This window comes from Anaerosporobacter faecicola (assembly GCF_012070565.1).
Classification (GTDB): Bacteria; Bacillota; Clostridia; order Lachnospirales; family Lachnospiraceae; genus Anaerosporobacter; species Anaerosporobacter faecicola.
The window spans coordinates 135,813-150,794 of record NZ_JAAQRO010000022.1; the positions used below are offsets into that span (position 1 = coordinate 135,813).

Below are 14,982 nucleotides of genomic sequence, written 5' to 3' on the forward strand. Positions count from 1 at the left end.
GAATAAGATGAAATTTGGTTTTTTTGATGATGCAAAACAAGAATATGTTATTACTTCACCAACTACACCACTTCCATGGATCAACTATTTAGGTTGTGAGAACTTCTTCTCACTAATTTCCAACACATGTGGTGGTTACAGTTTTTACAAAGATGCAAAACTATTACGTTTAACTCGTTATCGCTATAATAATATTCCTGCTGATACGAATGGACGTTATTACTACATTAAAGATGGAAATACCGTTTGGAATCCAGGATGGCAACCAACACAAACAGAACTTGATGAATACAGCTGTCGTCATGGTCTTGGATATACTGTTTTCACATCAAAGAAGAATGCGTTACAAGCGGAGTTAACTGCTTTCGTACCTCTTCAAACAAACTGTGAAATTAATCGTTTAACATTAAAGAATACTGGTAAGGAACAAAAGGAAATCTCTTTGTTCTCATACATAGAATTCTGTTTATGGAATGCTGTAGATGATATGACAAACTTCCAAAGAAACTTCAGTATTGGAGAAGTTGAAATTGAAGAATCTGCAATTTATCATAAGACAGAATACAGAGAAAGAAGAAATCACTATGCTGTTTACGCAGTAAACACTCCAGTTGATGGATATGATACAGATCGTGATTCCTTCCTTGGTGCATATCGTGGTGTAGATCGTCCAATCGTTGTAGAACAAGGAAAATCTACAAACAGCAAAGCAAGTGGATGGGCTCCAATTGGTTCTCATAACATTAATCTTACCCTACAACCTGGTGAAGAAAAGACCTATGTCTTCCTTCTTGGATACATTGAAAATGAAGAAGATCAAAAGTGGGAAGCTCCTGGCGTAATCAACAAAGCTCCTGCAAAAGAAATGTTAGCGAAGTTCCAAACAAATGAGCAAGTAGAAACTGCTCTTACTGAACTAAAAAATCACTGGAAAAATCTTTTATCAAAATATACGGTAGAAACAAGTGATGACAAATTAACAAGAATGATCAACACTTGGAACCAATATCAATGTATGGTTACATTTAACATGTCTCGTTCTGCTTCTTATTATGAATCCGGAACTGGACGTGGAATGGGATTCCGTGATTCTTGTCAAGACTTACTTGGTTTCGTACATTTGATTCCAGATCGTGCTCGTGAAAGAATCATTGATATTGCATCTACACAATTTGAAGATGGTAGTGCATATCATCAATACCAACCATTAACGAAAAAAGGTAACATGGATATCGGTAGTGGTTTCAATGATGACCCACTTTGGTTAGTTGCTTGTGTATCTGCATACATCAAAGAAACCGGCGATTTCGATATCTTAAAAGAATCCGTACCTTTTGATAATGATGAAAGCAAAGCACAGACATTAATGGAACATTTAAAACGTTCCTTCGATTATACTAATACGCATTTAGGACCACACGGTTTACCATTGATTGGTAGAGCTGACTGGAATGACTGCTTAAATCTGAACTGTTTCTCCAAAACTCCAGGTGAGTCTTTCCAAACATGTTCAAACTTTGAAAGCGGAAAAGCCGAATCCGTATTTATCGCTGGTATGTTCGTAAAATATGGTAGAGAATATGCAGAATTATGTAAGAGAACTGGCAACCAAGCAGAAGCAGATCGTGTAAATGCAGCTGTTGATAAGATGTATGACACGATATTAGAAAGTGGTTGGGATGGCGAATGGTTCCTTCGTGCTTATGATGCATATAGTGAAAAAGTCGGTTCAAAAGAATGTAAAGAAGGGCAGATCTTTATCGAGCCACAAGGTTTCTGTGTACTTGCAGGCATCGGTGTAAAAGAAGGTCTTGCCGAAAAAGCATTGAACTCTGTAAAAGAAAGACTGGATACCAAATACGGTGTTATGTTGCAACAACCTGCTTTCTCCGACTATTATCTAAATCTTGGTGAAGTATCTTCATACCCACCTGGATATAAAGAAAATGCTGGTATCTTCTGTCACAACAATCCTTGGGTTTCTATTGCTGAAACAGTTATTGGTCATGGTGATCGTGCATTTGAAATCTATAAAAAGACTTGTCCAGCTTATGTGGAAGAGATCAGCGAAATCCATCGTACAGAACCTTATGTATACTCACAGATGGTTGCTGGTGCTGACGCTCCTCGTCATGGAGAAGCAAAGAATAGCTGGTTAACTGGTACTGCAGCTTGGACATTCGTTAATGTATCACAATACATTATTGGTATTCGTCCAGAATTCGATGGTTTAATCGTAGACCCTTGTATTCCAAGTACAATGCCTGGATTCAAAGCAACTCGTATCTTCCGTGGTGCAACTTACAACATCACTGTTGAAAATCCTAATGGTGTACAAAAAGGTGTTGCTAAGTTAGTTGTTGACGGACAAGAAATGTCTGGCAATATGATTCCATTCGTTGACGGAAAACAAGAATATAATGTTACAATTACTTTAGGCTAATTACCTTCCTCTCCGAGATCGACTTCCAATTATATAAAAAAGTTCGATAAGATCCCTAACAATCTTATCGAACTTTTTTTATTATATGTATCGCTTTACACTTTCACTCGTTCCTATATGTTGCAATCATACTACCACTATTCAGAACGATCTCACCTCATTGTATGTATAATTCCGGGTAAGTATACTACAAATAAATTACGTACATCTTATTCTTGTAATGACTTCCCATATGGGTTCAAATAGGTTTCTATTTTTGATAAAGAAACAGGAATCACCAATGGTCCTGCCACATAAGGAGCGATATCATATGTATTAAAACCTACAAAAAGGATTCCATTTTGTACCCACCAATTGGTATCCCATTGTTCAAATACTTCTTTGTATACCTCATTCCCAAACAAATATGGCTCACATTTGTTTTCTTCTACAAATGTAATTAATTCCTGCACGATGATCTTCTTGACTGTTTTCGCATCATCAGTGATACTCTTTACTTCTATCCTCTCTCCTGTGTCAGTTCGAAAGGATACAACCGATTTAAACAAATTAGGATGTGCCCCTCCTGCATAGGAATATAACGAATATACGATGGTAAGCATCTTATCATCATTGCGAATTACTTGCCAGGAAAGATCAAATGTATAAGGACCAATTGGGTTTAACTCCTGGTTCGTACTATCAATACCCTGCACATTACTTTCTGCCCATTCAAGGGCTTCTGCTACCTGTTTTTCAAATTTTTCCTTCTGTCTCTTATTCTCATCCTCTAAAGCTTTTTGTAATTTCCCATTGTTTTGATCCTCTATACTTGGATAGCTGCTTTTTGCTTCAAGGATAACTAAATCACTATTCTTATACTTATAGTTTTTTGATTCCTCATTATTCACCAAGGAAACATATCCTTGTAAGAGTTCCTTCTGCTCTTCATCTTCCCATATATAGATACAGTTTTCCAACTTGCTATATGGTATCTTTGCTCCTGTAGATTCTTTCGTTTCTCCCGTTTTCTCCTTTTGATCAACCTCATCTTTTGTATTTGTCGTTTTTTCTTCTGGCGTTTCTGCCGATGCTATGGTTTCTTCTGTCTGCTCTTCCCCCGTTGTCACGGTCTTATCTTTATCTGTCTCTTCAACTTCTAGTTCTGTTTGTTTTGACTCTTCTAATTCACTTGATACAGCCTCATCCATTTGCCCTTCCTGAACGATTTTTGCTCTACTACAGCCACACACTCCGCTAAGTATAAGACTTAGCATGGTTAACATGATCCAGCCTGCTTTTCTTGTTTTCCTTGGTTTACTTAGTTTACTTAGTTTACTTGGTTTTTCATTGCTATATGTACCCATGTCTTTTTCCTTTCCTACTCCAGCCTTCTCTTACTATATTACTATAAAATTCCATTTATTTGCTATACTATTCTTATATTTTGTTATTAATTTCATTACTCTTACTGATTTACAGAATGTTTTTCATTGTAATGTAACTCCCACATACCTGAAACAATCGCAATGCGTGTATCTGCATAATTTTGTCTCTGTAAGTATTGTACATTTAATTAAAAGTGCTATAATATAGAAGATACATTTTTGCGCTGGGCGCAAACGTATTCTCCAATCATCACAACTCATTAGGAATTCCGAAATAACAAAGGAGTAAGGACATGGGAAAACAAAACTTAACTTTATTAACCGATTTTTATGAATTAACAATGATGCAAGGCTATTTTAAGAATAAAACGAATGAAACCGTTATATTTGATGCTTTTTATAGAACAAACCCTTCTGGTAGTGGTTATGCAATCGCTGCTGGATTAGAGCAAGTAATCGACTATATTAAGAATTTACATTTTAGTGAAGAAGATATCTCTTATCTCCGTTCTTTAAGCATATTTGATGAAGATTTTCTTGAATATTTGGCAAACTTCAAGTTTACTGGTAGTATCTATGCAATGGAGGAAGGAACCGTTGTATTTCCTATGGAACCATTGGTTAAGGTCATTGCACCAATTATGGAAGCACAATTAATAGAAACCGCTCTTCTCAATATCATCAATCACCAAAGTTTAATCGCTACCAAAGCTTCTCGTGTTGTCTTTGCCGCTGATGGTGATGGAATCATGGAATTTGGTCTGCGCCGTGCACAGGGACCAGATGCTGGTACGTTAGGTGCTCGTGCTGCTGTAATTGGTGGTTGTATTGGTACAAGCAATGTTCTTAGTGCGAAAGAATTCGATATTCCGGCATTAGGTACACATGCACATAGTTGGATTATGAGTTTTGAAGATGAACTTACTGCTTTTCGTAAATATGCAGAACTTTATCCAAACAATGCAACTTTATTAGTTGATACGTATGATACGCTTCGTAGTGGTGTACCAAATGCAATTAAAGTATTCGATGAACTCAAGGCAGCGAATAAGATGCCTGTAAAATATGGAATTCGTCTTGACAGTGGAGATCTTGCCTATCTATCTAAGAAAGCTCGTAAGATGCTTGATCATGCTGGCTACCATGATGCAGTAATTTGTGCATCCAGTGATTTAGATGAATATTTGATAGACTCCTTGAAAACACAAGGTGCTGCAATCACTTCTTGGGGAGTTGGTACGAATCTAATTACAAGTAAGGATTGCCCTGCTTTCGGCGGTGTTTATAAACTAGCTGCTATTAAGAAAAATGGAAAGTTTATTCCAAAGATTAAATTATCAGAAAATGAATGGAAGATTACTAACCCAGGAAACAAAACCGTATATCGTGTGTACGAAAAAGAAAATGGGAAACTAAAAGCAGATTTGATTGCCTTAGTCGATGAACATTTTTCAGAAGAAAATCCATTAATGCTCTTTGACCCAATTTCCACTTGGAAAAAGACGTATTTGGATGCAGGTGAATACACACTACGTGAATTACTTGTTCCGATCTTTATTGATGGTAAATGCGTATATGAATCACCAAAGGTTATGGAAATCCGTGATTATTGTCAAAAAGAGTTGGCCACATTATGGGATGAGACAAGACGTCTTGTTAATCCACATCGTGTCTATGTGGATTTATCCAATGAATTATGGCACTTAAAGAACCAATTATTAGACAATTACAATTCTAGAAACCATAGCCACTAATCTGATTAATAGTGCATAAAGACTAGATTATTAAGAGACTCCCAAGTGTTCGATTCTATATTCGATCTCTTTTGCAGTCTCTTTTCTTATTATTTTCTTAATTTTTTTCGTTTATCTAGAAATTTCGATTAATTATGCTATAATAAAAATTGGTTACACAATTCATTCTCAATATATACGTCGGTGTATGTCGACGATTGGAAAGGCTGATACTATGCGTAAGAAAATACTAGTTGTTGCAGGATCCGTATTACTTCTTTCCGTGATTGTTTATTCATCAATTACTTCTATGTCAAAATCCAAGGATCACACTAAGGATTATGAATACTATTATAATGAGGATGAAACAGCTGAGAAAGAGAACACGAAGAGCACTAATTCCGTTCAAGCTCTTGCACATGACACAGACGGTTCTGCAACTCTCCATGTGGTTGCCAATGCTCCATTAGATACCAATCCAGAAAGTATTGGTGTGTTTGTCAACAAAGAATATTCTTTACCAGAAGACTATGTTCCTTCTGATCTAACAGAACCAAATGTAACTTTCAGTTTTGATTATGCTGACGAAAAAAGAATGCTTCGTAAAGAAGCAGCTATTGCACTTGAAAAATTATTCTCAGCAGCTTTAGATGATGGCTATACGATCTGTGGTGTATCTGGTTACCGTTCCTACGAAAGACAACATGCAATCTATAACCGCAATTTAAGAACCAAAGGTGAAGATTATACTAACCGGTATTCTGCAAAACCAGGATTTAGTGAGCACCAAACAGGATTGTCCATTGATGTATCTGCATCATCAATTGGAAATCGACTTAGTGAATCCTTCGGTAATACGGAGGAAGGGAAATGGCTTGCCAAACACGGTCATGAATACGGTTTTATTATCCGTTACCCACAAGAGAAAGCAGATATAACAGGTTATGCATATGAACCGTGGCACATTCGTTATCTTGGCGTCGAACTTGCTACATATCTGTATGAAAACGACTTAACATTAGAAGAATATTATTCTTATGAACCACCTGTTAAAACAGACGATGATGATACAAGTTATGATAATGCCATTGATGTAGATAATCCAGATGATATTATCAATGAACTTCCTAACCCAGAAAACTCTTCCGATTCAAACAAAGAGGAAACGACTAACAACGAAACTACAAGTAAAGATACACAAAATTCTGGTGAAAAAGATAGTTTGAAAGACAAGGATACTTCAAAGGATAAGGATACTTCAAAGGACAAGGATACTTCAAAGGACAAGGATACTTCAAAAGATAAGAATCCTTCAAAGGACAAGAATCCGTCAAAGGATAAGGATCCGTCAAAAAATCCGTCGAATGATAAGGATACCTCCGACAAAGAGACCTCTAATGATAAAAATCCTTCATCGGATCAGAATATCAATTCAGATCCAACCAAACCAAATGACTCCAGTGACAACTCTTCCAATACGGATCACGTAACTGATTCTGATTCCAGTGAAACGGATGATAGCAATTCAACGGAAAACAATCACACTGGCTCTGGTGAACTAACCAATGATGAAGGTTCTTCGGAAGGGGATACCTCTTCTAAAAACGAGGATGCAACGACACAAAGTTCTGAACCAATTATCATTGAGGATGACTTAGTTCTTGGTTTGATGTGGTTAATATAATAATTTTATGATATAATAAGAGTATTGTGAGTATATTAGATTATGCTTACATACTCTTATTTTATTGGTATCGTTCAGACAAATCTGTAAGTATTCAATATTCTTATGTATGTAAGCAAATGAAAAAAGTTGTACGAAAGGGATAGGGATTTACATGAAAACATTATTTGTCGGTGTATTTTTACTCATATTTTTTATCTTAAGTATTCCACTACTGTTTATTGAATTTATTATTGGCAAGTTTAATAAACAACTAAAAGTACGCAGTTCACAAAAAATAGTAGTAACTGCATTTAAAATGATACTAGCTGGTTGTGGTGTTAAAAAAACAGTTATTGGTTTAGAGAATATACCAAAAGATACACCTGTATTATATGTGTCCAATCATAGAAGTTATTTTGATATTTTAATTGGTTACACATCCGTTCCAACCTTAACTGGTTTTGTGGCAAAGAAAGAGATGATCAAACTTCCATTTATCAGCAGTTGGATGAAAAATCTACATTGCTTGTTTCTTGATCGGGAGAATATTAAAGAAGGTATGAAAACCATATTAGAAGGCATAAGTCTAGTAAAAAATGGGCATTCTATCTTTATCGCTCCAGAAGGAACCAGAAATCACGAGAAAGAAATGCTTCCATTCAAAGAAGGTAGTTTTAAAATTGCGGAAAAATCAGGTTGTCCAATTATTCCTGTTTCCATGAATAATACAGATAATCTATTTGAAAACCATCTACCATGGATACGAAAAGGTCATGTTATTATTGAATTCGGGGAACCAATCTATGTCAAAGATCTTCCACAAGATGTTCGCAGACATCTTGCACCATATGTTCAAGGAATCATCAAAGATACACTTGAAAAAAATGAAGCCTTGATCTAATTTCCTTTGTGGAAGATAATCTGTTCGCTTTAATGAAATCTTTAAATTTCCTTATGGAATTAAATAAACGCTATTTTCATTTATATAAAATAATGCTATAATAGGTTCGTATGGCTTATGTCATATGAGAAATATTGCAACACAATATGCAAATACAAGCTTAATACTAGAAAACAAAGAAGGGGGTACATAAAATGCCAACATGGAGTATTGTATTGCTAATCGTACTGGCTGTTATCGTTGTAGCTTTGGTAGTACTTTATATATTCGGAAGCAAGATGCAGAAAAAACAAGAGGTATCTCAAGCACAGATGCAAGCAGGTGCACAGACAGTCTCTTTATTAGTAATAGACAAGAAACGTATGAAACTGAAAGAAGCTGGTCTTCCTAAGATCGTTATTGATCAAACACCTAAGTATCTAAGAGGTTCTAAGGTACCAATCGTGAAAGCCAAAATTGGTCCAAAGATTATGCCATTGATCTGTGATGAAAAAATCTTCGATCTTGTTCCAGTAAAAAAAGAAGTGAAAGCCGTTATGAACGGTATCTATATCATGGAAGTAAAAGGACTTAGAGGTTCTCTTGACACAAAACAAGAGAAAGTCGGATTCTTTAAGAAAATGAAGAATAAAGTCACTAAAAATAAATAAAATAATACAATTAAAGCATCTGTACAACATATGTTATTTTATAACGACATGTTGTGCAGATGCTTTATTATTCTTTTGCTTTATATCTCTGCGTTTATCTCTTTCTTCGCAGCAATACGTACTGTTATTTTACAATCGGATACATGGGAATAGTTGACTTCTAATCCATACTCGATATACAGTTCAATTTCTTCTTCTTTCTCTTTACACGCAATCTTCGTGGTATCTATTCCAATTAACAAACTACCAAATGGCGTGTTATAATATGTCAGATTCTTTTTATTCGTTTCAAACACCATATGCACATTACTTGCACCTGATTTTAAGATCTCAACGGAATCTTTACCAATCTTGATTCGGTTCTTACATACTTCCTTCGTATCATCTAGAATTTCATCATATAAGATATAGTGTTTTTCATTCTTTAAGAAATACTGACCTGTTGTGATCACTTCAATGGGTTCTTCACTATCAATTTCAAACTGAAGACCCGCAATTGTCACCAAAACATCCTTCGTCATCGTTTGCGTATTCCTTTCACGGCTTTTCTATGTTCTAATATTGTTCAATATTAATATCCTTGGTTTCTTCCACATCACAAGGTAATATTGTATTTGCAAACATTTTGAACTTCTCTGCTCCATCACTAACAAAAAACTTATGATCCGTAACCGTATGGGTACGATCACAAGATATATCGTACTTGTCAAGCATCCGTTTTAGAGATTTTGCAGTCTCAAAAGCAGGATTCACCAGAGTCACCTCATCTCCAGCTACCTTTTGTAAGGTATCACGAATCAAAGGATAATGGGTGCAGCCAAGTACTAATGTATCAATTTCTTCTTTCTTTAATGGTTTTAGATAACGGCTAGCAATCTCTACTGTAACACTGTCATCTAACAATCCCTCCTCTACCAAAGGAACGAAAAGTGGACAGGCTTTTCCGTATACCTGTACTTCTGGATTTGTTTGACTTAAAAATGTTTCATATATTCCACTATGAATGGTTGCTTCCGTTGCAATAATACCAATCTTCCCATTTTTCGTAGTAGTTGCAGCGGCTTTCGCACCAGGCTTTACAACGCCAATTACGGGAATATCACTCTCTTCTTTAACAGTATCAAAAGCAAGTGCACATGCGGTGTTACACGCAATAACAATCGCTTTTACTTCTTTCGTCTGCAAGAATTTTACAATCTGTCTTGCATAGGTAATAACAGTCTCTTTCGATTTACTACCATATGGAACACGAGCTGTATCACCAAAGTAGACAATTCTTTCATTGGGTAACTGCTTCATTATTTCACGTACTACTGTTAAACCACCTACGCCAGAATCAAAAACGCCGATTGGAGCATTCTTATCCATGACTAATCCTCCTACTCACCTTTTCTTACATAAGCAGACTGAATAATCTTTTCAACCAATGTTTTTTTACTGATTCCCTTTGCTTCCCAAAGCATAGGATACATACTAATGCTTGTAAATCCAGGAAGGGTGTTAATTTCATTGAAAACTACATCATTGGTTTCATTCTCTACGAAGAAATCCACTCTAGATAAGCCATATCCATCTACTGCTTTAAAGATACGAACTGCAGATTCCCTAACCTTCTCTTCTACCTCTTTTGGAAGATCTGGAGAGATTACCGTTCTAGATTCTGCATTATTGTATTTGGCATCATAATCATAGAAATCTGCTGCAGCAAGGATTTCCCCAACACCAGATGCTTTTGGCTCACTTCCACCTAATATTGCACACTCGATCTCTCTACCAACGATATTTTCTTCCACAAGTACTTTGCGGTCATGTTTCATTGCCAATTCTAATCCAACAATCAATTCTTCTCTATTATGCGCTTTGGAAACACCTTGGGAAGAACCAGCATTGGAAGGTTTGATGAATACGGGATATGCTAAAGTAGCCTCTACTTTGGCTACTACTTCCGATACGTCTTTCATATCACTCTTCAAAACCGCTACATACTTAGCTTGACGTATTTGTAAGGCATCCACGATAATCTTTGTATATAATTTATCCATAGAAACACTTGATGCAAGCACACCGCAACCAACATATGGGATTCCTGCTAATTCAAACAATCCCTGAATGGTTCCATCTTCTCCATTTAATCCATGAAGAACTGGAAAAGCTACATCAATGGTAATCTTCTCTACTTTATCGTCCTTTAAAACAAGAATGCCTTTATGTGAAGCATCTGGGGAAATAACTGCTGACGTTTTGCTGTTATACCATTCACCAGATGTAATCTGTTTTGTAGAATCTACTTTTAACCATTTTCCCTCTTTTGTTATTCCTAATAATATAAGATTATAGGCATCTGTATCGATGTTCTCAATTACGGTAACAGCCGATACACAAGATACTTCATGTTCTGAGGATTTTCCGCCAAATATTACTGCTATGTTTTTCTTAGTCATATGCCTTATCCCTTCTCTTTTCCACTTATTAAATTATGACAGATGATTTATTCATTGCTCGCTCTGTCAACGAGTCACACTACACATAGTATTATACACTATAATTATACAGATATATAGTAGTTCTATTCGTTTATATGAAAAATATCTTGGATTACTTCTACAATTTTAAATCGATATGTTACCTCCGTTGATGAATCAGCAAATAAAGATCCATATTCCTTTGGTTCTAACAATTCTTTTAACTGCTCCTTGGAGTCGTCGGGAACAATGGAGTACGTTTGATCAACAAAGCATAACGGAGGATACATCACACACCACCAATTCTTTCCATCTGCTTCTCCAATTTGAATTCGCAGAGCATCATAATATCCTGCTGGGAATGTTAGATCCTTATATACCTTTGTTGGGAACATACAATTTGTCAACGAGACTGTAACATCATACGTATATCCTTCTTCCCGAATGACTTGTAACGCTGTCTTTCGAATAGCTTCCTTATTCTTGTTAATTAATTCCTCTGCTTCTTTCTTATCTTTGGCTCCTGCAAATACCTCTTCATACGCTACCACAATGGCATCTTTTACCTTTAGCTTCAAAGCCTGGTCCTCTGGAGCATCACTATTTGCAAGTACATGTAGTCGAATAATCTTTTTAGCGATTCCTTCAGTTATTTCTTTTGCACTTGTTGTATGTATGGAGAAATCTACAATACAGTAAACAATATAACACATCATTATAACTATACAATATTTCTTACCTTTACTCATCTTGGTACCTCCTATATATTACTTTATAGAAGTAGTATTCCCGTTCAAAAAATAGATATACATATTTTACCAATCAAAGGTATTTTTATTAATTTATGTGTTCCATTCGTTATTCACGACTTGTACCTTTATTCTTCCTCCACACCACTAATGCTCTTACTAATAGATACTGCCTGATTAATGATATGGTCCTTGATGTTCTTCTTTGCAAGTTCAACATTTGATTCTAATATATTCTTAGCAATCATATCATGTTCTTCTACTAATTTCTCATATACTGCTTGATCCTTTAGATACTCAACACGGTAACGATACATTTGTTCTCTTAGATTATTCAATAACTGAATTAATCTTCCGTTTCCTGTTGCTTCGAAAATCAACATATGGAATTTTTCGTCCATTTCTGCAATTTCCGTAAGATCTTTATTACGAATTACATTCTTGAACTGTTCTAATGTAATCTTCAGTTGTTCAATCTGCTCCTCTGTAATCTTATTGCATGCTAATTCAACCGCTAGTTCTTCTAATGCACACCGTACCTCTAATACATCATTGAGATCCTTTTCCGTAATCTTAGCAACCTCTGCGCCTTTTCTAGGAACCATGATTACTAAACCTTCCAACTCAAGCTTTCTTATCGCTTCACGAATTGGAGTTCTGCTCACCCCCAAACGTTCTGCTAATTGGATCTCCATCAAACGTTCCCCTGGTTCTAATTCTCCTTTTAAGATTGCTTGTCTTAATGTATTGAATACCACATCACGAAGTGGCAGATATTCATTCATCGTTACTTTAAGGTCATTCATCTGCTTTACCCCCTTCTTCGATTAAACACATCCGTCAAATAGATTTGTTTTGCTTTTCCTTGTACTTTTAATTGATAAAATGCTTTCTTGGCGAGTTCAAGATCCTGAAATACTCCAAAAACAGTTGGTCCACTTCCACTCATTAACGCATTCATTGCACCATATGATAAGAGTGTATCTTTAATTTCTTGAATAACCGGATAGCGTTCTATCGTTACTTCTTCAAGAACATTACACAAACGCTCTGTTATTCCAACAAGATTTCTTGTCTGAATCGCTTCCATAATTCCATCAATATCTGGATGTTTCGTCTGTTCATCTAATTTTAGATTCTCATAAACATACTTTGTAGAAACATTGATTGGTGGTTTCGCTATGATAATATAAGCGCGAGGCATTGGGGCTAATGGAGTCAAAACCTCTCCTATTCCTTCTGATAATGCCGTTCCGCCTAAGATACAATACGGAATATCTGCTCCTAAGGTAACTGCTCGTTTCATCAAATCTGCTTTCGTCAATTTTAGATGGAACAAACGATTCATCCCAATTAATGCAGCTGCAGCATCAGAACTCCCACCTGCCAATCCTGCTGCAACAGGAATATGTTTTTGAAGTTCAACGTACACGCCTTGTTTTATATGAAATTCTTCTCGTAGCAACTGAATTGCCTTGTATACTAAATTATTTTCATTGGTTGGTAAATATGCGAGATTGGTTTTGAGTATAATTTCATCTTTCCCAATTCTCTTCATATTAAGTTTGTCGTACAAACGTATGGTTTGCATGATCATACGCACATCATGGTAACCATCTGGACGTTTTCCCAGGACATCGAGTCCTATATTAATCTTTGCGTATGCTTTTAACATAATGGTATTCATATCTACTCCTATGCCTTTCATTGCGTGTCCACATGCTACAGAATTTACATGTAGCCTTCTACTATCTTTTGTATGTTGTATACATAATATTATACACATCACCCTATGAAATTGCAAGATAGTTCCCAATCCCTAGCGTTTACCACACGGTATCACCGTTAGTGTTTAAACGCCTATGGAAATGTGTATATTTTTCTTATGTCGATGTTTCTAGCTTTCATCAAAAAAGTGCAACTGTTTGACGAGCTTGCGAGGAGTTTTGCACTTTTTTAGGCCAGCATTTGAACTGCGAAGTTTGAGTTAGTTATATAAGATTCCTACATATTGGTTAACTATTTCCTCATACTGTCGATATATAAAATAGAACAAATTGACTATATGAACTTCTGTTTTTCCCTATATAACCTAGTCTCTCTTCATTCCATATATTTATACGGCTTGTTTTCAAGCTAATATAGTACGATATATAGGAAACTCTTAATGAAAACTGTGGAGTTGCTTTGTACAAGCAAGAAATTGTTTATACAAGCAGGGACTACATGATTCTAATAGACACAAGGTTATCAATATGAATGAAAAACAGCGTACACAACACCATCAAGGAGGAATAATTATGAGTGTAAACGGAATTACAACATCATCACAAGCCTATACAGCTGCAAGCTCTACTGCTGCTTCGACTTCAGCAACCAATAAAAAGGCAACAGAAAACAAGACCAATGCAAAAGATACTGCTGCTGTATATGAGAAATCATCAAAGACAAATTCATCAACATACACAACCAACACTGATTTGGTTGACAAATTAAAAGCAGAAGCAGAACAACATACCATGCAGCTTCGTTCCCTTGTAGAAAAGCTTTTGCTAAAACAAGGTAGCAGCTACTCCATTGCTAATGACGAGGATATGTATCAGTTATTGAGAGAAGGAAAAGTAAATGTGGATGCACAGACCGCTGCCCAGGCTAAAAAAGATATTGCTGAAGATGGCTATTGGGGTGTAGAACAAACCTCCGATCGAATTCTTTCCTTTGCCAAAGCCTTATCCGGTAGCGATCCAGATAAAGCCGATGAGATGATCAATGCCTTTGTTAAAGGATTCAAAGCAGCAACGAAAAGTTGGGGTGGTGAATTACCAGATATTTGCCAACGTACTTACGACGCAACTATAGAGAAATTAAACAATTGGAAAAATGGTACAAAAGACAGCACAGCAACCTCTGATTCCGATACCACAACCAATACAAAGTAATCACAAATACTTATTACCAATTTATATAAGGACCTCTATTTTGCTTACAGCGCAAATAGAAGTCCTTATTTT

At 35.9% G+C, this 14,982-nt stretch carries 13 protein-coding genes; 6 read left to right on the top strand and 7 right to left on the bottom strand.

The genetic code is table 11. The features are described from left to right. The first annotated feature begins 7 nt into the window (after positions 1-7). The gene (locus tag HBB17_RS08815; protein ID WP_167957319.1) at positions 8-2,443 is read left to right on the top strand and encodes a GH36-type glycosyl hydrolase domain-containing protein; all 2,436 of its coding nucleotides are present in this window, start codon (positions 8-10) and stop codon (positions 2,441-2,443) included. Positions 2,444-2,652: 209 nt separating this feature from the next. Here the strand turns inward: HBB17_RS08815 and HBB17_RS08820 are convergent, their stop codons facing one another. Continuing rightward, on the bottom strand, positions 2,653-3,789 hold the full coding sequence (locus tag HBB17_RS08820) for a DUF3298 and DUF4163 domain-containing protein (RefSeq protein ID WP_167957112.1): 1,137 nt from the start codon (positions 3,787-3,789) through the stop codon (positions 2,653-2,655). A gap of 314 nt (positions 3,790-4,103) precedes the next feature. On the opposite strand from HBB17_RS08820, the gene HBB17_RS08825 reads away from it, so the two are divergent. The 4 genes from HBB17_RS08825 to HBB17_RS08840 all read left to right on the top strand — a co-directional run bounded on the left by HBB17_RS08825 (position 4,104) and on the right by HBB17_RS08840 (position 8,760). Then, a complete protein-coding gene (locus HBB17_RS08825) occupies positions 4,104-5,564 on the top strand; it encodes a nicotinate phosphoribosyltransferase (protein ID WP_167957113.1) in 1,461 nt (486 codons plus the stop codon). Positions 5,565-5,778: 214 nt separating this feature from the next. After that, positions 5,779-7,227 carry a M15 family metallopeptidase gene (locus HBB17_RS08830; RefSeq protein ID WP_167957114.1) on the top strand — a complete coding sequence of 483 codons (1,449 nt, stop codon included), beginning with the start codon at positions 5,779-5,781 and terminating at the stop codon, positions 7,225-7,227. Positions 7,228-7,381: 154 nt separating this feature from the next. After that, positions 7,382-8,110 carry a lysophospholipid acyltransferase family protein gene (locus HBB17_RS08835; RefSeq protein ID WP_167957115.1) on the top strand — a complete coding sequence of 243 codons (729 nt, stop codon included), beginning with the start codon at positions 7,382-7,384 and terminating at the stop codon, positions 8,108-8,110. Between the two features lie 194 nt (positions 8,111-8,304). After that, positions 8,305-8,760 carry a hypothetical protein gene (locus HBB17_RS08840; RefSeq protein ID WP_167957116.1) on the top strand — a complete coding sequence of 152 codons (456 nt, stop codon included), beginning with the start codon at positions 8,305-8,307 and terminating at the stop codon, positions 8,758-8,760. An 80-nt stretch (positions 8,761-8,840) separates the two neighbouring features. Here the strand turns inward: HBB17_RS08840 and HBB17_RS08845 are convergent, their stop codons facing one another. From HBB17_RS08845 to ispE, 6 genes are all read right to left on the bottom strand, one after another. Then, the gene (locus HBB17_RS08845; RefSeq protein ID WP_167957117.1) at positions 8,841-9,281 is read right to left on the bottom strand and encodes a DUF1934 domain-containing protein; all 441 of its coding nucleotides are present in this window, start codon (positions 9,279-9,281) and stop codon (positions 8,841-8,843) included. Positions 9,282-9,315: 34 nt separating this feature from the next. After that, entirely contained in the window at positions 9,316-10,128 is an 813-nt protein-coding gene (gene murI / locus HBB17_RS08850; protein WP_167957118.1) for a glutamate racemase, read from the bottom strand. Between the two features lie 11 nt (positions 10,129-10,139). Beyond that, the gene (locus tag HBB17_RS08855; RefSeq protein WP_167957119.1) at positions 10,140-11,201 is read right to left on the bottom strand and encodes a D-alanine--D-alanine ligase family protein; all 1,062 of its coding nucleotides are present in this window, start codon (positions 11,199-11,201) and stop codon (positions 10,140-10,142) included. Positions 11,202-11,326: 125 nt separating this feature from the next. Continuing rightward, a complete protein-coding gene (gene spoIIR / locus HBB17_RS08860; RefSeq protein WP_167957120.1) occupies positions 11,327-11,971 on the bottom strand; it encodes a stage II sporulation protein R in 645 nt (214 codons plus the stop codon). 128 nt (positions 11,972-12,099) lie between these two features. Then, complete coding sequence (locus HBB17_RS08865; protein WP_167957121.1) at positions 12,100-12,777, bottom strand: GntR family transcriptional regulator; 678 nt, start codon at positions 12,775-12,777, stop codon at positions 12,100-12,102. A gap of 5 nt (positions 12,778-12,782) precedes the next feature. Next, positions 12,783-13,658 (bottom strand): 4-(cytidine 5'-diphospho)-2-C-methyl-D-erythritol kinase, encoded by an 876-nt coding sequence (ispE, locus tag HBB17_RS08870; protein ID WP_207717335.1) that lies wholly within the window; start codon positions 13,656-13,658, stop codon positions 12,783-12,785. Positions 13,659-14,271: 613 nt separating this feature from the next. Between ispE and HBB17_RS08875 the strand changes: the two genes are divergently transcribed. Continuing rightward, entirely contained in the window at positions 14,272-14,910 is a 639-nt protein-coding gene (locus tag HBB17_RS08875) for a hypothetical protein (RefSeq protein WP_167957122.1), read from the top strand. Positions 14,911-14,982 lie beyond the last annotated feature (72 nt).